A 19,237-nucleotide genomic window follows, 5' to 3' on the forward strand; every position below is an offset into this window, starting at 1 on the left:
CAGGCGGGACCGGGCCCTGGTGGGCGTCCTGAACCGCGCACCCTGATTCGCGGGGCGGTGGTCAGGTCGTGGCCTCGGATCCAGTCGGTTCGGTAGACCTCGTGCCGGCACCCTCGCTCTTCTCGCCGGCCTCGATGGAGGCGTGGCGCCGCCGTTGAAGCTCATCGCGTTCAGCGTCCGGGATGGTCATCGACTCGGCGAGTACGGCGGCGAGCGCGTCCACTTGAGTGTTGTCGATGTCGGTGTGGAAGAGCCACCGGATGTTCTCGTCGCGCGTGATGAGGTCGATCGCCAAGCGCGAGCTCTGGTCCGGCGAGGTTGTCGCTCGGACGTACCGCACCTGGTCGAGCGGGATGTCCTGACGGATCTCGGCTTGCTCCAGGAACGCATTTGTCCTGGCCGTGATGATGCGGCGATCCGTGACGGCGACCAGCGTCTTCGTCGGAGCCTTGTCCGTCGCTGAGGCCAACATCTCCATCGCTCCGCCGACGATCGCGGAAATGGGATCGAGGGTGTCGAGCTGGTCCGAGAAACCGAGGACGCGCAGCGCCTCACCGTCCTCGAAGAGCCATCGCAGGATGCCGAGGTACGGCTCTGGATCCAGCGATTCGGGTGCGCAGACGACGCCCGGAGCCTGGAGCGGAGGGGCCGGCGGGTGGAGGGCGTCGGCAAGAGGCTGGATCGCCTCCAGGAGCCGGGCGGAGACTTCGCGGACTGCCTTCACGTCCTTCCGCTTTCCCAACAGCGGCCATGCGTCGGGGCCGCGGAGCTCGGCGGTGATCCGCAGCTCCCGCGTCAGCGCGTCGACGAGGCTCGTCGTCTCGGCGAGAGCGGAGTCGAACTCCGCGCGGGTGTCGCGCGCGATGACCTCGGCGTACTGCGCCTCGGCGGCGTCTTCGCGCCCAGCGGCTCTCGCCCTTGCGGCGCGAAGCGCGTGATACCCGGTCCATGCGTTGAGGGAGGACAGGAGGGCGTGGACGTCGAAGGCGATCGCCTCGCCGTTCGTCTGCAGATAACCGCGGTGGCTGCGTGCGTCGGCCCGACCGGTTTGCCCGACGTGGTCGCGGACGTTCGCCCGGTAGAGCTCAAGCTGCTTCTGCACCAGTGCTCCACTGCCCGCGACGTCCTCCCACAGGGACGTCGGGACCGACTCGATCTCTCGCGCCTGGTCGACCGCGCGGTCGATGGCGGCGACGAGCCCCGTCAGCTCGGCCCACTGGTCCTTGCGGATGGTGGTGAGGAGCTGATTCGTCACCGCGAGGTTGGTCCTGACGAGGCCCGAGACCTCACTCAGCATCATCTGAAGGGCGACCATGGCCAGCGCCGGCCCGACCGAGGCCGCGATCTTCGCCTTGCTCACCGCACTCACGGAGTAGAAGCGGGCCTGATGCACGATGCGGCCGGAAACCATCACCGCTCCGAGATTCCCGCCGTCCTTGACGGCGAGCGTCGCGCCGTTGACCAGCATGGTCCGTGCCGTGGCGCCGATCCTGTAGAGCCCCTGCACGCCGGCGGACGCGTTTCCGAGATTGCCGACCACGGTCGATGCGTTCCCGATCGAGGCGAGGATCGCCGAGATCTGCTTGCGGTCGGCAGCCGGCACGATCCCGAAGTCGATCAGATCGGGCTTCAGCTCCGGCGGGACCTCACCGGCGACGACAGCCACCCCTGGGAGCACTTCCACCAGGACCGTCGCCGTCGCCGTCGAGTCGATGTCCGAGTCGGACGTCGACTCGTCGACAACAGGTGAGTCGGTGGTATCGCTCGGCCCGTTCTCCGCAGGCTCGGTGATCTTCATCGAGTCCGAAGGGTCCTGCATGCGATCTCCTCCCGCAGGGCGCGCGCCACAGCCGGACCTCGTCGGCGTTGACCGCCGGAGTCTACGGCGCAATGCCTTGCGGACAGCGAATCCGCCGGCGTCGCATCCGGACTGGCTGCTGCCGGGCATGGGTGCACTCGGCGGCGCAGAACGCTCCCCGCGCTGCTTGGGGCGGGAGAAGTGCCGGCTGGGGGTATGCCGGAGTGGGGAGGGCGGGTTCGTGGGCGTCGGCATGCTGCTGCGGGCGGCAGGTGTGAGGAACGGCGTGATCTCGCCGCAGGACCGGAATAACCGTGCGACCGGACGTCAAGCCTCGAAGATCAGGTGGTCGTGTTCGTACGCGTCCGTTCTCGTCGACGGTGATCCAGCCGGATTCGTAGAGCGCGTCGCAGCCGAACGTGCACGCGAGCATCGCTACGTTGGCGAGGTCACGGCGTTCTGCATCAGTGCACGCGGCCCGCTTCTTGATGTGGGCGGCGACGAGGGCGCCCAGTGGGAACGAACGAATCGCCGCAGAGGGCGCACTGCGCGGATGCCCGGTGCTCGGTGCTCGGCGAGCAGGCTGCGCAACCGACGCTGTTCCAGCCTGATCTCGACCTGGGCAGCCGTGTCAAGCCGGCCGTTGTGGTGTTCGCGAGCGATGTCGTCGACCGACAACTCGTCGAGCACCACCACAGCGGGTTTGCCGGTGAACCGCGCGCGGGGTAGGACTGCCGGCACAGCACCCGGATCACAGTGCTCCGCCGGATCCGCTACCAAAACCGCACCTCGTGGTGATCGCTCATGACCGCGTGTTCGATTCACTCGGGTCAGGGAGGTGCGGCACTCCCGGTGTGACCAAGACAGTGGTGCGTAGTCCGGAAGTGTGTCGCCCGTATGGAGGGGCGAGAGTCGGCAAATGCGCTCGATGCTGGTGACGTCCGTCGATCATGTGTTCCAACTGCGCTGTGCAGTAGTCCCATCTTCGGTGGATTGACGCTGCATCCGCATTTATGCGGACTGGCGCGATGTGATGCTCACTAGCATCGGTTGTCAAGTGGGTGAAGTTGCCCGTACAGGGTGTCGCCATGCAGTGTTTCCGGGATCACCTCGAATGCAAGGGGATTTCATGAGTCGCCCTTGGGAAGCCGACCCCGTCGCGCACTTCGCCAAACGACTTGGCAGGTCAGCCGCCCAGTTGGGCGTCACCAACGACGACCCCTCCTGCCCGGACATCTGGGAGCTGGCCAACGGCGACATCGCGGTCATCGGCCGAGACCTCACAGCGGACTACGCATCCCGCTTACCCGACGGCGTCCACATCGGCGCGGACGAGAAACTCGTCGTGATCCCCGGTGTCATGCTGCGAGCAGCCAAGACGGACATCGCCGATGAGTGACCCCGAGCCCGTCCTGGGCGGCACCAGGCTGAGCGTCGACGAGTACCTCGACGACTTCAAGGACAACTTCTGGCACGACAACAGCGGTGTGAACTGGAAGCTGGAACGGCGTCAGGAGTTCGTCGAGTCCTCCAACGAGAGCTGGGAGGCGTCCAGGCGCAACGACTGGCGGAGGTCGCTCGACCTGCTGGAGGAGGGACGTGCCAACGTCGCCGCCTACGAGCGCAGGATCAGCGACATGGGTATGGAGGTGCGTCGTGTGCGGGTGGTGGAGAAACCGATCACACCGTACCTGCTCTGGGAGTTGACCTCGCTCCACGTCCGCCACCAGGTAGGCGGGAAGATCCGGGTGGTCGAGCGCGACCGGGTTCGCCCGCTCGAAACCGGCGGCACGGTGCTCCCCGAACTCTTCCTCCTCGGCCGAGCCATCGCCTACCAGGTCCTTTACGACGACGAAGGCGTGTTGAGCGGTGCGGTGAGGTGCACGGTTCCCGAAGAAGTCAGGCACTGGGGCCACATCGTGGCCTCCCTGTACGACCAGGGTGAAGAACTCGGCTCGTTCTTCGACCGCGAGGTGGCCGGGAAATTGCCCTTGGCGGGCTGACGGGGTCATGACCAGACCCGACAGGCACGGCCGGGGTGAATCGCACAACGACCTGAGCGGATCAGCAGAAGACGTCGTCCAAGCCCGTGATGTGATCGGCGGTGTGCACTTCCACCGGTCCCGACGCCCCACTACCCCGATGCCACGACAGCTGCCTGCCGACGTGCGTGGTTTCGTCAACCGTTCCGCCGACCTCCAATTGCTGACGCTGACATCGGCGGAAGTGGCGGACCGGGTCGTGGTGTGGGTGGTGGTCGGCACCGCCGGTGTGGGCAAGACGTCGCTGGCCGTGCGGTGGGCGCACCAAGTCGCCGGAGACTTCCCGGACGGTCAGCTCTACGTGAACCTGCGCGGTTACGACACCGGGCTGCCGATTGGCCCGGACGAGGCACTCGACCGCTTCCTGCGCGCGTTGGGAGTGCCCGGCAACCTCGTGCCGGCCGACCTGGACGCGCGCTCGGCGTTGTTCCGGTCGCACCTCGCGGGACGCAGGTTCCTGATCCTGCTGGACAACGCGGTCTCACCTGCCCAGGTGAGACCGCTCCTGCCGGGTACCGCCGGCTGCCTCGTGCTGGTCACCAGCCGCGACAAGCTCGCCGGCCTGGTGTCCCGGGACGGCGCGCGTCGGCTGCGATTGGACATCCTGCCCCTCGATGAAGCCGTGTCGTTGCTGCGGGACCTGATCCAGGAGTACCGCCCCCAGGACGACGACGAAGACCTGGCACAACTGGCCAGGCTGTGCGCACGTCTGCCGTTGGCGCTGCGCATAGCGGCGGAGCGGGCGATCGGCAAACCGCAGACGTCCCTGGGGGACATGATCACCGAACTGCGCGACGAGTCCAGCCTGTGGGACGCACTGGGATCGGACGACAGCGACGCCGTCCGCACCGTCTTCGCGTGGTCCTACCGGGCGCTGTCCAAGGGAGCGAGCCGGCTGTTCCGAATGCTCGGCCTGTACCCGGGTGACGACTTCGGCCCCGCGGCTGTCGCGGCGCTGCTCGGCGAACCTGTGCCCACCGTGCGGCGCCTGCTCGACGACCTGGCCGGCGCGCACCTGCTGGAAAGCACGGCAGCAGACCGCTACGAGTTCCACGACCTGCTCCGGCTCTACGCGCAGGACCAGGCGCGAACCGAGGAACCGCCGGAAGCGGCGGCGGCGGCGCTGGAACGCCTTGCCGCCTGGTACCTGCACGCGGTGTGGAACGCGGTCCGGGCGCTCATCCCAGAGGCCGCTGCCCGCGAACTGCCGTCGCTGCCCCCGGAAGTATCCGCCCCGGTCTTCGTGAACCACGAGGACGCCTTCGCCTGGTACGAACGCGAGCGCCGGAACCTCCGCTCGGTGATCGGCGTCCTGGAGGAGCGGGGGCGGGACGAGGCGGTGGCGCTCCTGGCCGACGTCCTGCGCGAGATCTACGCTCGCCACAACCACTTCGACGACTGGATCACGACCGGCGTGGCGGGCCTGGAAGCAGCGCGCCGATCGGGGAATCGCCGCGGCGAAGCGGACGCGCTGGAAAGTCTCGGCAAGGCGCACACGCAACAGGGAAACCGGACCAAAGGGATCGAACACCAAACACTGGCGCTGGCGATCAGGCAGGAGATCGGCGACCGGCGGGGTGAGCTCGCGTCCACCAACGCGCTCGGCCTGGCGCACCTGCGCAACCACGAACCGGACACGGCGCTGCGGCACTTCCGGCGATCCCGGCAGATCGCGGACGACCTCGCGGACGGTTACTGGACAGCAGTGGCGTCCAACAACATCGCCAACGCCCTCATCGACCTCGACCGTCCAGAGGAGGCCATCCCCCTGCTCCACGCCGCACTGACCGGGTACCGGCGCCTGTCGATCCCCGGTGGCGAAGGCGACGCGTTGCGAGGGTTGAGCCACGCGCACCGCATGCTCGGCATTCCGGACCGAGCACACCGCTTCATCGGCGACGCGCTGTCGATCGCGAGGGATCGCAAGAACCAGGCGTGGGAGGCGTTCTGGTCACTGGAGGCCGGACAGGTGTACCTGGCCCTCGGCGACCCCGAGGAAGCCTTGGTCCTCTACCAGCGCGCGGTGTCGCTCCAGCGGCAGTTGGGCGATCAGGTCCGGGAAGCGGCTGTCCTGGACGCCACCGGCGAGGCGTACCAGCGGTCTGGGCGACCTGCGGATGCCGCCGCGTTCCACCGGTACGCGGTGGACGTGTTCCGTCGATCCGGTGAGAAGTGGCGGTTGGCCGTAGCCCTTCGGAACCTGGGGACCGTCCTGATCGCCACGGAAGGCGCGCGTGCCGCGGCGACCGTCCTCGACGAGGCCGCAGCCCTGTTCACCGGGTTCGACGACCCGGCCGCCCACCGCCACCGCGCCGAGGTCGACGCACTCCGCCGAGGCGGAGGAGGCGATCCTTAATGCTCCAACCGGCTCGCACGCGCCGGCGGAACGGGATCACGGTCGTGACCCTGTACTGGGAGTGCGGACCGACTTCACGCCGCATAGGGAGACGCCAGGGCGTTGATGTCGACGTCGGGTCGGCTGAGGTAGTGGATCGCGGGGGAACCCAGTCGGTGTTGTCCAACAGGTTCAGCCAGCGCAGCAGGTGGTTGACGGAGTCGGCTCCGGCTGTCGCCTTGTAGTCGGCGCGTCAGAGGTCCTCCTCCTCGGACCCCACTTCTTGGTGTAGGCGTCCTGGTCCGGTTCGGAGACCTCGCCGATGATCTCGGACTTGAGGATGTCCGTGTGGGTGAGGTCGAGACCGCGCTCGTTCAGGACGGTGAAGATCCGGTAAGCGGATTCGAAGTCCTGGGTCGAGACGACGACCAGGTAGGTGTGCCGGTCGATGAACGAGACCAGCCGATGGCAGTCCTCGGCGGCGAGGTCGGACAGGCGATCGAGGAACAGGGTCGCGTTCGTGACGAGGTTGCGCCGGCTGTCGGGAAGCGTGTCGGTGGCCACCGATGCCAGTCCGGCGATCCCGGCGCGCTCCTGGATGTGCTTCTCGAAGAACGCGTGGTCACGTTCGCGCAGGGTGAGTCGAGGTTGGTCGACCGTTCCCTTGATTGGGTCGCCCTTCTGGAACATGCGCCCGTCCAAAGACGCCGCGAAGGCGTCGACCACGCAGTGCGCTGAGCAGCAGGGTCAGGGGTCGTCAGTCGTTGCTGACCGTCCACGACTTCGGCGCGGGCGTCGTTGTCCGCCTTGACCAGGACGATGCTGCCGAGGAAGTACGGATCGGCCGCGTCGAGCGGGGCCCTGTCGGATGTTGCTGCCAGCAGGTCGTCGAACATTTCGCCCGCCACCAGCTGCTCCTCGCGTGCTCACCCGCTGCCACGGAGACGACGTCGTGGCGGGCCTACTCTTCGTGCGACGTGGCGTTCACCCCCGTCCTGATCTCACCGCACGTGATCCGGCTTGTGCCGTCTCCGCTGGACGGCGCATTCTCGACGCCGACATCACCTTCCGCGAACCCGCACCTCACGAACGGCGTGCCACCGACTCGATATCCGCCTTGCACAGCGGCGAAAGAAGGGATTGTGAATTCCCGCTGAACTTCGAGAACTTCTCGGACGGTTCCGGCCTTCCCGCGTTCGTCAGGCTCGGGCACTGGTGTCGAAAAGGGGCTTGAGCAGGACTCCGACCAGAACGCCCATCAGGCAGTGCGCTCCGGCGGCGAGGGCGATGCAGTCCCACATCGACAGGTCCGGGCGGCCGGAGGTCAGCAGGGGCATGGCGGCGGAGAACACGGCCGTCCCGGCGAGCCCGGCCAGCAGGGAGACGGTGAACGACGGAGTGAACCGGTCCACCACCGCCACTACCAGGCGGAACCCGACGAAGGGCCACGCGACCGGCACGAGCGCCTCCAGCACCGTGTCGCCCCGGGTCTGCGTCCCGACCACGACGACGACCATGGCCAGGACCAGTCCCGCCGTCGTCAACCCGGCGACCACCTTCGGCGACGCGCCGGGAATCCGGTTCACGCCGTGCGCGAAGAGGAAAGCGCTCAGCGCGGCGACCGGAACGCCGATCAGGATCGGCCAATACCACTGCGGGAGCAGCGGGTCCACGAGCACCATCGCCGCCACGCCCATGAGCGTGCCGGCGAGCGGGGTCCCCCAGGTGCCTCTCATGAGAGCTTTGTACAGAGTGGGCGTAGCCGCTCACAATCCGCCATCACGGTGGCATCGGCGTTAATTCCGACTGGGGGCGACCGTATTCGGTTGCCGGCTTGTCGGATTCGACGGGGCTGTTTCATGTCCGGGTGATTGTGGGGCGATGGCGCGCGGGCAGGGTCGTTCGAAAGCGGACCTCATCCCCGCCGTGAGCCACCGTGGTGCCACAGTGAGCCAAACTGGCTTGTGTGTGGTGCCAAGACGTGTCAGAGTGGTGCCATGGACCTGACGCCGTACGTGGATTCCCTCGGTCGCGAGTTGCTGACCGTCGCGGAGACCGGTGGTGACGACGCCGCCGCGCTGATCGAGCGGTTGACCGTGTCGATGGAGTCGGCGATCCGGCTCGCGCTGCTCGAAGCGCTGTCGGCCGCTGCCGACGAGATCACCCGCGACCTGGCTCCCGGCTCGGTCCAGGTCCGACTGCGTGGCCGCGACCCGAACTTCGTCGTGACGGTGCCGCAGGTCGAGCAGCCGGTCGAAGACACGACCGACTGCGCCGCCGCGCCGGCCGACGACGTGGCGGCCGGGCTGGAGGACGGTCCGGCGGTGCGGTTCAACGTCCGACTGCCGGAGCAGCTCAAGGCCGCGATCGAGGAGGCGGCGGCGAAGGAGGGCCGGTCCCTCAACGCGTGGCTGGTCCGGGCCGCCTCGGCCGCCCTCCAGGCCCCCGCGCGCGACCCCGGCCCCGAGCGGCGCGGCAAGCGCGCTGCGCAGCACTACACCGGCTGGGTGCGCTAGCCCTTCACGCGGCCGTACCTTCACGCGGCCGGCCCTTCCGCCGGCCACCTCCAGCCACTTCACCTCAACGTCCCCACCTGCGGGGATGTCCTTCCGACTCATCCTGATGGGACAGCCATGCCTGTTTTCGCCACTCCGGAACCGATCACCGTCACCATCGAACTCCGCGCCGGGGACGTGCAGATCATCGCGACCGACCGGGCCGACACCCACGTCGAGGTGCGGCCGAGCGACGAGTCCGACGAGTCCGACGTGGAGGCCGCGCGGAAGACCCGCGTCGAGCACGTCGACGGCGCGCTGCTGATCCGCGGGCTGAAGTCCCGCGCCCTCGACTTCTCCAAGAAGACCAGGTCGGTCGACGTGCTGATCGAACTCCCCGCCGGCTCGCAGGTGCACAGCGAGATGTCCGTCGCGGACGTCCGCAGCACCGGGGTCCTGGGGGAGTGCCGGTTCAAGGCCTCGGTCGGCCACTACCGACTCGACCGGACCGGTCCTCTGCGGCTGGAAACCCTCGGCCACGTCACGGTCGACGCCGTCGACGGCGACGTCGACATCGCCACGGGCACCGGACGGGTGCACATCGGTGCCGTCGTCGGCACCGCCGTCGTCAAGAACTCCAACGGCCACACCGACATCGGCACGGTCACCGGCGAGCTGCGGGTGCGCTCCGCCAACGGCGACATCTCGGTCGGCCGGGCGGACGCGAAGGTGGACGCCAAGACCGCCAACGGCAGCATCCGCGTCGGCGAGATCGCGCGCGGCGCGGTCACGCTGAACACCTCGACCGGTGACCTGGAGATCGGGATCGCCGAGGGCACCGCCGCGTGGCTCGACCTGAAGACCGGGCACGGGCGGGTGCGCAACTCGCTGGACGACGTCAGCCCAGGACCGGAGAAGTCCGAGGAGACCGTCGAGGTCCGCGCGAACACCTCCTACGGCGACATCACCGTCCGCCGTTCCTGACCTGATCTCTCGAGGGGACACCCCATGGCCACGCCAACCCGACCGGCGATCACGGTGACCGGACTGCGCAAGTCGTTCGGAGACCACGTCGTCCTCGACGGGATCGACCTGAACGTCCCGAAGGGCACCGTCTTCTCCCTGCTCGGCGCCAACGGGGCCGGCAAGACCACCGTGGTCAAGATCCTGTCCACCCTGATCGGGTCCGACGGTGGCAGCGCGAGCATCGCGGGCCACGACGTCGCGGCCGATCCCGACGCCGTCCGCGCGGCGATCGGCGTCACCGGCCAGTTCTCCGCGGTCGACAACCTGCTGACCGGCCACGAGAACCTGATCCTGATGGCGGACCTGCACCACCTCGGCCGGGCGGCGGGCCGGCAGCGGGCCGCCGAGCTGCTCGACCAGTTCGACCTGGTCGAAGCGGCCAGGAAGACGGCGAGCACCTACTCCGGCGGCATGCGGCGGCGGCTCGACCTCGCGATGACCCTGGTCGGCTCACCGCAGGTGATCTTCCTGGACGAGCCGACCACCGGCCTCGACCCGCGCAGCCGCCGCGGCATGCGGCAGATCGTCCGTGAGCTGGTGGCCGCCGGCGTCACGATCTTCCTCACCACGCAGTACCTGGAGGAGGCGGACGAGCTCGCGGACCGGATCGCGGTGCTCGACCACGGTAAGATCGTCGCTGAAGGCACCCCCGACGACCTCAAGCGGCGCATCCCCGGCGGCCACGTCCTGCTGCGGTTCACCGACGCCCGTGAACTCGAGTCCGCGGCACACGTCATCGGCCGGGCATCCCGCGACAGCGACGCGCTCGCCCTCCGGGTTCCGCACGACGGCAGCCTCAAGTCGCTCAAGGCACTGCTGGACCGACTCGACGACAGCTCGGTCGAAGTCGAGTCGTTGAGCGTGGACACCCCTGACCTGGACGACGTCTTCCTCGCCCTGACCGGCAAGCCCGAGAACGAGGAGGTGACCGCGTCGTGAGCACCCTGTCCTACGCACTGACCGACTCGGCCACGATGCTGCGCCGCAACCTCACGCGCATGGTGCGGTACCCGTCGATGACGGTGACGCTCGTGATGATGCCGATCATCTTCCTGCTTCTGTTCGTCTACGTCTTCGGCGGCACGCTCGGCGCCGGGCTCGGCGGTGCTTCCGCCGGACGCGCGGAGTACGTCGACTACGTCACCCCCGCGATCATCCTGATGACGATCGCCTCGGCGATCCAGGGCACCACCATCTCGGTCGCCATGGACATGACCGAGGGCATCGTCGACCGGTTCCGCACCATGGCCATCGCCCGCGTGTCCGTCCTGACCGGACACGTCGTCGGCAGCCTCGTCCAGGCGATGCTCAGCGTCACGGTCGTCATCGGCGTCGCGCTGCTCGTGGGCTTCCGGCCTTCGGCGGGGGTCGGCGACTGGTTCGCCACCGCCGGTGTGCTGGTGGTGATGTCCTTCGCGTTCATCTGGTTGGCCGCCGCACTGGGCCTGGCCGCCAAGAGCGTCGAGTCGTCGGGCAACCTCGGCACACCGCTGCTCCTGCTCCCGTTCCTCGGCAGCGGGTTCGTCCCGACCGACTCGATGCCCACCGCGCTGCGCTGGTTCGCCGAGTACCAGCCGTTCACCCCGCTCATCGAGACCCTGCGCGGCCTGCTGATGGGCACGCCGATCGGGAACAACGCCGTCCTCGCGCTCGGCTGGTGCGTCGTCATCGGACTCGGCGGCTACCTCTGGGCGAAGAAGCTCTTCAACCGCGAGTCCACCCGCTAGCGCCTTGCTCCGAGGGGGAGAAGTCATGCAGCACCACCAGGTTCCGCAGGAAGACAGCAGGGGCAACGAGATGACCCGGACGGTTCCCGTCCCGCGTGGACTGCCGATGGAGCGCGACGCAGGCCCTTTCGACCCGCCCCGCGACATCACCCGGCTCCGTGACGCACGCCCGGTCAGCCCCATGCTCTTCCCCGACGGCCACGAGGGCTGGCTCGTCACCGGCTACGACGAGGTCCGCCGGCTCTTGGCCGACACCCGGTTCAGCTCCCGCCAGGACATCGGCATCATCCACGTGCCGTTCGAGACGCCGGGGATGCCGGCGCAGACCGAACCGTCGCCGCAGATGCCGGGCCTGTTCATCTCCATGGACCCGCCGGACCACACCCGGCTGCGGCGCATGCTCACCGGCGCGTTCACCGTCAAGCGCGTGAAGCAGCTCGAAGAGGGCATCATCGACATCGTCGAGCGGCAGCTGGACGGGATGTCGCGGCTGATCCCGCCGATCGACCTGGTCAGGGAATTCGCGCTGCCGGTGCCCTCACTGGTGATCTGCGAACTGCTCGGCGTCCCCTACGCGGACCGGGGGACGTTCCAGTCGAACTCCTCCAAGTTCATGGAGAAGGACGTGACGCTGGACGACAAGATGGCCGCGTTCGGCGCGATGACCGCGTACCTGGGCGACCTGGTCGCGCGCAAGCGCGCCGAGCCCGGCGAGGACATGCTGTCCGACCTGGCCCGCCACGACGACCTCACCGTCGAGGAGCTGACCGGGATCGCCTTCCTGCTGCTGCTCGCGGGGCACGAGACCACGGCCAACATGCTGTCCCTGGGCACGTTCGCGCTCTTGGAGCACCCCGAGCAGGCGGCCGAGTTGCGGGCCGACCCGGAGCTGGTGCCCGGCGCCGTCGAGGAGCTGATGCGCTACCTGGCCGTGGCCGACATCTTCTACCGCTACGCCACGGAGGACGTCGAACTGGGCGGCGAGACGATCACCAAGGGGTCGACCGTCGTCTTCTCGCTGCCGGCCGCGAACCGCGACCCCCGGCGCTTCGACGACCCCGACACCCTGGACGTCCACCGCGCGGCTCGCGGCCACCTGTCCTTCGGACACGGTGTCCACCAGTGCCTGGGGCAGCAACTGGCCCGCATCGAGATGCGCGCTGCGTTCGAAGGACTGCTGCGCCGGTTCCCGACCCTCCAGCTCGCCATCCCGGCCGGCGAGGTGAGGCTCCGCACCGACATGAACATCTACGGCGTCCACGAGCTTCCGGTCACCTGGTCGGCCCGGTGAGGCCGTCGCCCGTCGGCCCTGTCCCCACAGGCCGACGGGCGATGTCGGGTCTCAGTCGCCGCGGCCCCGGTCGTCCAGCACGAGCGGGGCACGGCCCTTGACGCGGTAGCGGATGTGCGTGACGTCCGGGGTGTGCAGGACCCTGGTCGGGGTCAGCTCGATGCCTTCCTTGACGCCGAGGCGGAGGTCGGCGTCGAGCAGCCGCATCCCGGTGCCCAGCACGACCGGCACGACGTGCAGCTCCAGTTCGTCCAGCAGACCGGCCGCCAGCACCTGCCGCACCAGGCTGCCGCCACCGGCCACCGCGACGTTCTTCCCGCCGGCGACGGCCTTCGCCTGTTCCACCGCGCTCTCGATGCCGTCCGTGACGTAGGTGAAGCTGGTCCCGCCCTCGCGCACCAAGGTCGGGCGCGGGCGGTGGGTCACCACGAAGACGGGCGCCCGGAACGGCGGCTCCTCGCCCCACGGCACCTCGCCGCCATCGGCCATGCGCCGTCCCATGACGTACGCGCCTGCGGCGTCGAACGTCTCCTGCACGACGTCGGAGTTGACGTCAAGCTCCCCACCGGCGAAGCCCTGCCGCTCCCGCCACGCCATCGCGTTGATCACCCAGTGGGTGACGCGGTAGAACGCGGCGGCCTCCGCGGACTCCAGCCAGCCGCCGCCGCCCTCGTGGCGTGGTCCGGCGTAGAAGCCGTCGAGGGACACCGACATCTGCGCGGTCACGTTGGTCATGGCCGTTCCTTCCTCCCGGCGACGCCCGGCGGGCTCGCTCGGGAGGGGATCGGAGCCGCCGGCCCGATTTCTACACCGCTCCTTCGAAGGGTCGGCCGACGTCATCCGGTGGGCGCGCAGCGGGCCGCCCGGAGCAGCAGGAACCGCTGCTCGGGCACGTTGCCGGCCAGTCGTGCGGCCCGGCGGAACGACTCGCTCGCGGCGGCCGGGTCACCCGCCTGTTCGAGCAGGTGGCCGCGCACGGCGAACAGCCGGTGGTTGCCCGCCAGCACACCCCGTTCCAGCTCGGCGACGATGTCCAGGGCGGCACGGGGGCCGTGCACCTCGCCGACTGCGACGGCCCGGTTCAGCGCGGCGACCGGGCTGGGCGCCAGGCGTTCCAGCACGTCGTACAGCGCGAGGACCTGCGGCCAGTCGGTGTCCTCGGCGGAGGCCGCCTCGCAGTGCACCGCCGCGATCGCCGCCTGGACCTGGTACGGGCCGACGGCGTTGTCCGTCAGGCTGCGGGTCACCAGGTCGGTGCCCTCGGCGATCGCGGTCCGGTCCCACCGGGACCGGTCCTGGTCGGCCAAGGGCACCAGGACGCCGTCCGGTCCGGTGCGGGTCGCGGCACGCGCCTCGGTCAGCAGCATCAGGGCGAGCAGCCCGGTCGTCTCGCCGGAGTCGGGCAGCCGGCGGTGCAGCTCCCGCGTCAGCCGCATCGCCTGGTCGGTGAGGTCGGGACGACGCAGCGCCGGCCCGGCACCGGCGCTGTACCCCTCGTTGAACAGCAGGTACAGCACGTGCAGCACGGTGCCCAGCGCCGGTCCCCGCTCGTGGTCGGGCGGCAGCTCGAACCGCGCGCCGACCTCCCGCAGCCGTTGCTTGGCGCGGGAGATCCGCTGGCCCATCGTCTTGTCGGGCACCAGGAACGCCGAGGCGATCTCGGTCGTGGTCAACCCGGCGACGGCCCGCAGCGTGAGCGCCATCTGCGCGGTCGGGGTCAGCGCGGGGTGGCAGCACAGGAACAGCAGCTCCAGCAGGTCGTCGCGCACCGGTTCCGCGTCCGGCGGCGGCGCGAGCAACCGGTCGCGCGGCACCGCGTCGAACAGCGCCTGCTCCCGGCGCTCCCGCGCGGCGTCGGAACGCACCTGGTCGACGTAGCGGCGTGCGGCGACCGTGGTCAACCAGCCCAGGGGGTGCTCCGGGACGCCGTCGCGCGACCACGTGGCGGCGGCGTCGATCAGCGCTTCCTGCACGGCGTCCTCGCACCGGGCGAAGTCGCCGTGCCGGCGGACGAGGATGCCGAGCACCTGCGGTGCCAGTGTGCGGAGGACGTGCTCGACCGGGTCGCCGGAGGTCAAAGGTCGCCGCCGCCCCGCTCCATCAGCGGCCACACCTCCAGTCCGCCGCCCAGACCCCGGCTGTAGCGCAGGGCCGGGTACGACTTCGCGATCTCCAACGCGCGCTGTTCGCTGTCGACGTCGACCACGAAGTAGGAGCCGACGTGCTCCTTCGCCTCCAGGTACGGGCCGTCGGTCACGACCGGCACGTCTTCGACGACGCGCACCGACCGCGGCCGGGACACCAGGCCTCGGGAGTCGACCAGCTCACCGGACTCCCGCAGGGCGGCGTTGAACCCGTCCACCTCGGCGACCAGCGTCGCGAACCCGTCCGCGTCGACGCTGTTCCAGACCTCTTCGTTGCCGTAGATCAGCATCAGGTACTTCACCGCGGAGCCTCCCACCGGTCCGGTTCGGACAGTTGATTCTGCCTGAGGCGCCGCGTGCGCCGCCGGCTGTGAATATGGTGACGAGCATGGGCATGTACGTCGCCGTTCGGGGCTGGATCGAGTTCGACAACAAGCAACGGCGCCAAGTCGAGGAGATCCTGGCCGAGCACCGCGACCACGCGCTCACCTGGACCATCCGTGACGGCCTGGTGGGCGAAGCCCCGGCGCCCGGGGAACTGCGCTGGTTCGCCGAGCGTCCGTGACGCCACGACACCTGATGCGGGCGGAAGAGTGCTTCCGACAGCTCGCCGCGACGCCACGACAGCCCCACAAAGGACGCCGTGTCCCGCCGGCGAGCACGTGATCGAGGACACCTCATGTTCGGTCGGATCGGCGTCCTGACGTGTAACGCGGGGTCTTTCCGCTGTTCACGCCGAGTGTCGACCATTCGGGTGTCCGCTACGCGCCGTGTTGCCGACCCGTTCTCCGTGGACGGTCGGTAATTGCTCCGTTCGGCCGATCGCTCCCGTGGCGAAAGGCGGTCAACATTCCCCGCTGGGTCAGGGGGGACGTCCCTGAGCTGTGGTTACGCGGCACAGGGAGGATTCATGATGCGTGCGCGCAGATCCGCGGCGGGCGCCGGCCCGCGCGCTTGCGGGGTGGGGTTGGTGGCGGCGGTCGTCGCGGGCCTGTTGCTGCCGTCGGTCGCCGCGGCCGAGCCGGTGGTGCCCGACTCCGCGCCGGACGAGGTGACGGCCGTCCGGTACGCGCAGGAGGCCGGCAAGTCGGTCGTGGTGGACTCGGCGACCACCGAGACCGACGAGGTGCGGGCGCACCCGGACGGCACCCTGACGCTGGTCCAGCACGTGCAACCGGTTCGGGTGCGGCGCGGCGAAGGGTGGGCGCCGGTCGACCTGACGTTGGAGCGCAAGCCCGACGGCTCGTTCGGCCCGAAGGCGTCCACGGTCGAGGTCGCGTTCTCGCCGGGCGGCAAGCGCGCGGCGGACGAGCCGTTGGCCAAGGTCGTCCAGGGTGGGCGCGAGGTCGGCCTGCGGTGGGACGGCGCACTGCCCGAGCCGGTCGTGGACGGGGCGACGCTGACCTACCCGGACGTGCTGCCGGACGTGGACCTGCGGGTCGAGGCGCACCACGAGGGCTTCAGCGAGCTGCTCGTGATCAAGACGCCGGACGCCGCGCGGAACCCGGCCCTGGACACCGTCACCTTCCGCACCCACGCCAAGGACGTCAGGGTCGAGCACGGATCGGCGAAGCGCGAGGGCGACCTGCTGGTCAAGGACGCGGCGGGCGCGCCGGTGTTCGTCGGCGACGCCTCGCAGATGTGGGACTCGTCGGGCAAGGCTCCTCGTGGCCGCGAGGGCGATCCCGTGCACGGCGACCGCCAGGCCGAGATGGACGTCGAGATCACCCCGGACGCCGTGGCGATCACGCCCGACCAGGCGTTCCTCGAAGACCCGGCGACGACGTACCCCGTGGTGCTCGACCCCGAGTACTACTGCACGAACTGCGGCAAGGTGCACCACGCCGTGGTGCAGTCGCCGTGGGGGAGCGCCCGCAACTTCGACGCCACCGGTGGCCAGCTCGGCGACCTCAAAGCGGGTTACCTCAACAAGACCTCGCTGGGCTCGAACTTCCACGGCGTGTCCCGGTCGTACCTCCAGATGAACACCCAGCCGATCGTCGGCAAGCACATCATCAGCGCCACCCTGCACACCAAGGTGATCCACACCTACTCGTGCGCGCCGTCGGCGACCGAGCTGTGGACGGCGGGGTGGATCGACGCCAACACGACGTGGGACAACCAGCCCGGCTGGAGCCAGTACCAGTCGGAGAGCAACGTCCGCAACAACGCGGCGCACTGCCCGACTGACGGCGGCGCGGGCTTCACCGCCACCAGCGCCGTCCAGGCCGCGGCGTCCGGCTCGTGGGGCTGGACGACGTTCGTGCTCAAGGCGAAGCACGAGGACCAGCTGGACACCTCGTGGCGGCGGTTCGACCTCAACCCGTACCTGGAAGTCCGCTACAACAGCTACCCGAACCAGCCGCAGGACATGGGCATCGAGGGCTGGGGTCCGGACGTGGCGGACGCCCTGCCGTGCCGCATCGGCGCGGACCGGGCGCGAGTCGGCACGAAGGTGCCGCGGCTGCGCGCGAGGCTGTCCGACCCGGACGGCGGCCGGATGGACGCGGGTTTCCGCCTCCTGCACGGTCCTCACAACTCCTACACGTGGAACGGGCACGACCTCCACACCGGTGACGTCTGGTCGGGGAACTTCGCCGAGGTGCAGGTACCCGCCGGGTGGATCACCGCCGACGGCGTCTACACCTGGCACCTGTGGTCGGGTGACTACCAGCTCAGCAGCTGGTCGCCGAACTGCGAGTTCGAAGTGGACACGACAGCGCCGAACGCGCCTTCGGTGACCTCCGCGGACTACCCGACGGGGACCGACAGCGCCCACGGCAGCATCGGCCGGACCGGTCTGTTCACGTTCACGCCCGTCACACCCGCGGGCCAGACGATGGACGTGGCCGCCTACAAGTGGTCGCTCGACAACAGCGCGATCCTGACGCACACGACACCGGTCTCCTCGGCCGACGGCAGGGCGGTCGCGGCCATCACCCCGACCCAGGTGCTGAACAACGACCTGTACGTGGCCGCCGTCGACAAGACGGGCAACCAGTCACCGCCCGTCAAGTACTCCTTCAAGGTCGCCGAGCCCGCGGGCCACAAGGCGGCGTGGTCCTTCAACCACTCCTCCGGCACGGTGGCGGAGGACTCGACCAACGGCAACCGCGACCTCACCCTGACCGGCGGCGCGTCGTTCGCCCCCGGCTACGCCTCGAACGCGCTCGTGCTCGACGGCGTCGCGGGTCACGCCGCGTCGGCGTCGGCGGTGGTGAACACGTCGCGGGCGTTCTCGGTGTCGGCGTGGGTGAAGATGGACCGCAAGGACCGGCACCTGACCGTGGTGGGCCAGGACGGCAACCGGGCCAGTGCCTTCTACCTCCAGTACGCGGGCGACGTCGACCGCTGGGCCGTCACCACGCCAAGTTCGGACGCCGACGCCCCGGCGTCCTACGCCCGGGTCACGTCGATCGACCCGGCCCAGGTGGGTGTCTGGACGCACCTGCTCGCCACGTACGAGCCGAACAGCCGGGCGCTGGCGCTCTACGTCGACGGCAAGCTCCAGGGCTCGACGACCGCGACGGTGGTCGCGACGAGCGGCAGCCTCACGGTCGGCCGGGCCAAGTCGGCCGGTGCGCACTCGAACCACTTCCCCGGCGCGATCGACTACGTCCAGGTGTGGGACCGCCAGGTGTCCGCCGACGAGGCCGCGAACCACGCGAACATGGCCGTGATGCGCGCGCGCTTCGCGTTGGACGAGCAGACCGGGACCACGACGCTGGAGCAGGTGTCCAGGCAGCAGGCCACGATCTCGGGCGGCGTCACGTGGGCGGGCACGCCGGTCGACCCGGACGACCCGAACCAGGTCCCCACCGGGGAGGACAAGTGGGTGAACTTCGACGCGTCGTGGACGGGGGAGGTCGCCGCGCCCGGCCCGGCGAACTTCCGCACCGACCGCTCCTACACGGTGTCCGCCTGGGTGCGGCACGGCGGCTTCGACGCCGCGTCACGCGCGGCCGTGGCTCTCGGGGACGCGCAGCACTCGCCGTTCATGCTGAGCTACCGGGGGAACACCGGCAAGTGGGGCTTCCTCATGAGCAAGGGGCCCGCGGGTGACGGCTGGTTCGCCGTGTCCGACTTGGGGGCGGTCCAGGGCGAGTGGGTCCACCTGGTGGGTGTCTACGACGCGCCGAGGGGGCAGATGAGCCTCTACGTCAACGGCGACAAGCAGGAGTCGTTCGTGGGAACGGCGGCGGGCGGCACGGGCGTCACCGGCTGGCGCGGCGCCGGTCCGCTGTGGGTCGGACGCGCCATCTGGACCGGGAAGAAGTCGGACGTGTGGAAGGGCGACGTCGACGACGTCCGCGTCTACTCCGGCGTGCTGAGCGACAACAAGATCGACGAGTTGCGCCTCTCCACGCATCACCAGTGAC

Annotated in this window: 17 protein-coding genes and 1 pseudogene; 11 read left to right on the forward strand and 7 right to left on the reverse strand. The window is 69.5% G+C overall.

What is annotated here, in order from left to right; genetic code table 11:
• Positions 1-61 precede the first annotated feature (61 nt).
• Positions 62-1,819 carry a hypothetical protein gene (locus ACRAKI_RS05250; protein WP_447005911.1) on the reverse strand — a complete coding sequence of 586 codons (1,758 nt, stop codon included), beginning with the start codon at positions 1,817-1,819 and terminating at the stop codon, positions 62-64.
• Between the two features lie 546 nt (positions 1,820-2,365).
• Here ACRAKI_RS05250 and ACRAKI_RS05255 point away from each other — a divergent pair.
• The 4 genes from ACRAKI_RS05255 (at position 2,366) to ACRAKI_RS05270 (ending at position 6,196) form a co-directional block, all read left to right on the forward strand.
• Entirely contained in the window at positions 2,366-2,527 is a 162-nt protein-coding gene (locus tag ACRAKI_RS05255) for a hypothetical protein (protein WP_447005912.1), read from the forward strand.
• A gap of 400 nt (positions 2,528-2,927) precedes the next feature.
• Complete coding sequence (locus ACRAKI_RS05260) at positions 2,928-3,197, forward strand: hypothetical protein (RefSeq protein WP_316037092.1); 270 nt, start codon at positions 2,928-2,930, stop codon at positions 3,195-3,197.
• Positions 3,190-3,801 (forward strand): DUF6879 family protein, encoded by a 612-nt coding sequence (locus ACRAKI_RS05265; protein WP_447005913.1) that lies wholly within the window; start codon positions 3,190-3,192, stop codon positions 3,799-3,801. Before ACRAKI_RS05260 ends, ACRAKI_RS05265 begins: the two co-directional genes overlap by 8 nt.
• 139 nt (positions 3,802-3,940) lie before the next feature.
• The gene (locus ACRAKI_RS05270; RefSeq protein ID WP_447005914.1) at positions 3,941-6,196 is read left to right on the forward strand and encodes a tetratricopeptide repeat protein; all 2,256 of its coding nucleotides are present in this window, start codon (positions 3,941-3,943) and stop codon (positions 6,194-6,196) included.
• 171 nt (positions 6,197-6,367) lie between these two features.
• Here ACRAKI_RS05270 and ACRAKI_RS05275 read toward each other — a convergent pair whose 3' ends face one another.
• The 3 genes and pseudogenes from ACRAKI_RS05275 to ACRAKI_RS05285 all read right to left on the reverse strand — a co-directional run bounded on the left by ACRAKI_RS05275 (position 6,368) and on the right by ACRAKI_RS05285 (position 7,911).
• Positions 6,368-6,901 carry a GmrSD restriction endonuclease domain-containing protein gene (locus ACRAKI_RS05275; protein WP_447005915.1) on the reverse strand — a complete coding sequence of 178 codons (534 nt, stop codon included), beginning with the start codon at positions 6,899-6,901 and terminating at the stop codon, positions 6,368-6,370.
• A gap of 38 nt (positions 6,902-6,939) precedes the next feature.
• Positions 6,940-7,071 (reverse strand): annotated as a pseudogene (locus ACRAKI_RS05280) (hypothetical protein); the annotation flags it as partial.
• Between the two features lie 303 nt (positions 7,072-7,374).
• The gene (locus tag ACRAKI_RS05285) at positions 7,375-7,911 is read right to left on the reverse strand and encodes a hypothetical protein (protein ID WP_447005916.1); all 537 of its coding nucleotides are present in this window, start codon (positions 7,909-7,911) and stop codon (positions 7,375-7,377) included.
• A gap of 261 nt (positions 7,912-8,172) precedes the next feature.
• Here ACRAKI_RS05285 and ACRAKI_RS05290 point away from each other — a divergent pair, with 261 nt between their 5' ends.
• The 5 genes from ACRAKI_RS05290 (at position 8,173) to ACRAKI_RS05310 (ending at position 12,714) form a co-directional block, all read left to right on the forward strand.
• Positions 8,173-8,691: a YlcI/YnfO family protein gene (locus tag ACRAKI_RS05290; RefSeq protein WP_447005917.1), complete on the forward strand. Its 519-nt coding sequence runs from the start codon at positions 8,173-8,175 to the stop codon at positions 8,689-8,691.
• 117 nt (positions 8,692-8,808) lie between these two features.
• Positions 8,809-9,654: a DUF4097 family beta strand repeat-containing protein gene (locus tag ACRAKI_RS05295; RefSeq protein ID WP_447005918.1), complete on the forward strand. Its 846-nt coding sequence runs from the start codon at positions 8,809-8,811 to the stop codon at positions 9,652-9,654.
• A 24-nt stretch (positions 9,655-9,678) separates the two neighbouring features.
• Positions 9,679-10,635 carry an ATP-binding cassette domain-containing protein gene (locus tag ACRAKI_RS05300; protein ID WP_447005919.1) on the forward strand — a complete coding sequence of 319 codons (957 nt, stop codon included), beginning with the start codon at positions 9,679-9,681 and terminating at the stop codon, positions 10,633-10,635.
• Positions 10,632-11,423, forward strand: a complete 792-nt coding sequence (locus ACRAKI_RS05305; RefSeq protein WP_447005920.1) for an ABC transporter permease — start codon at positions 10,632-10,634, stop codon at positions 11,421-11,423. The genes ACRAKI_RS05300 and ACRAKI_RS05305 overlap by 4 nt, the downstream gene beginning before the upstream one ends.
• 70 nt (positions 11,424-11,493) lie before the next feature.
• Entirely contained in the window at positions 11,494-12,714 is a 1,221-nt protein-coding gene (locus tag ACRAKI_RS05310) for a cytochrome P450 (protein ID WP_447008339.1), read from the forward strand.
• A gap of 51 nt (positions 12,715-12,765) precedes the next feature.
• On the opposite strand, the gene ACRAKI_RS05315 is transcribed toward ACRAKI_RS05310, so the two are convergent.
• The 3 genes from ACRAKI_RS05315 to ACRAKI_RS05325 form a co-directional block, all read right to left on the reverse strand.
• Positions 12,766-13,449: a dihydrofolate reductase family protein gene (locus ACRAKI_RS05315; RefSeq protein WP_447005921.1), complete on the reverse strand. Its 684-nt coding sequence runs from the start codon at positions 13,447-13,449 to the stop codon at positions 12,766-12,768.
• Positions 13,450-13,550: 101 nt separating this feature from the next.
• On the reverse strand, positions 13,551-14,792 hold the full coding sequence (locus ACRAKI_RS05320; protein WP_447005922.1) for an RNA polymerase sigma factor: 1,242 nt from the start codon (positions 14,790-14,792) through the stop codon (positions 13,551-13,553).
• The gene (locus ACRAKI_RS05325; protein ID WP_447005923.1) at positions 14,789-15,160 is read right to left on the reverse strand and encodes a YciI family protein; all 372 of its coding nucleotides are present in this window, start codon (positions 15,158-15,160) and stop codon (positions 14,789-14,791) included. The genes ACRAKI_RS05320 and ACRAKI_RS05325 overlap by 4 nt, the downstream gene beginning before the upstream one ends.
• 86 nt (positions 15,161-15,246) lie before the next feature.
• On the opposite strand from ACRAKI_RS05325, the gene ACRAKI_RS05330 reads away from it, so the two are divergent.
• Positions 15,247-15,423, forward strand: a complete 177-nt coding sequence (locus ACRAKI_RS05330) for a hypothetical protein (protein WP_447005924.1) — start codon at positions 15,247-15,249, stop codon at positions 15,421-15,423.
• Between the two features lie 348 nt (positions 15,424-15,771).
• Positions 15,772-19,236, forward strand: a complete 3,465-nt coding sequence (locus ACRAKI_RS05335; RefSeq protein WP_447005925.1) for a LamG-like jellyroll fold domain-containing protein — start codon at positions 15,772-15,774, stop codon at positions 19,234-19,236.
• Position 19,237: the final 1 nt, after the last annotated feature.

Source organism: Saccharothrix isguenensis (assembly GCF_052936305.1).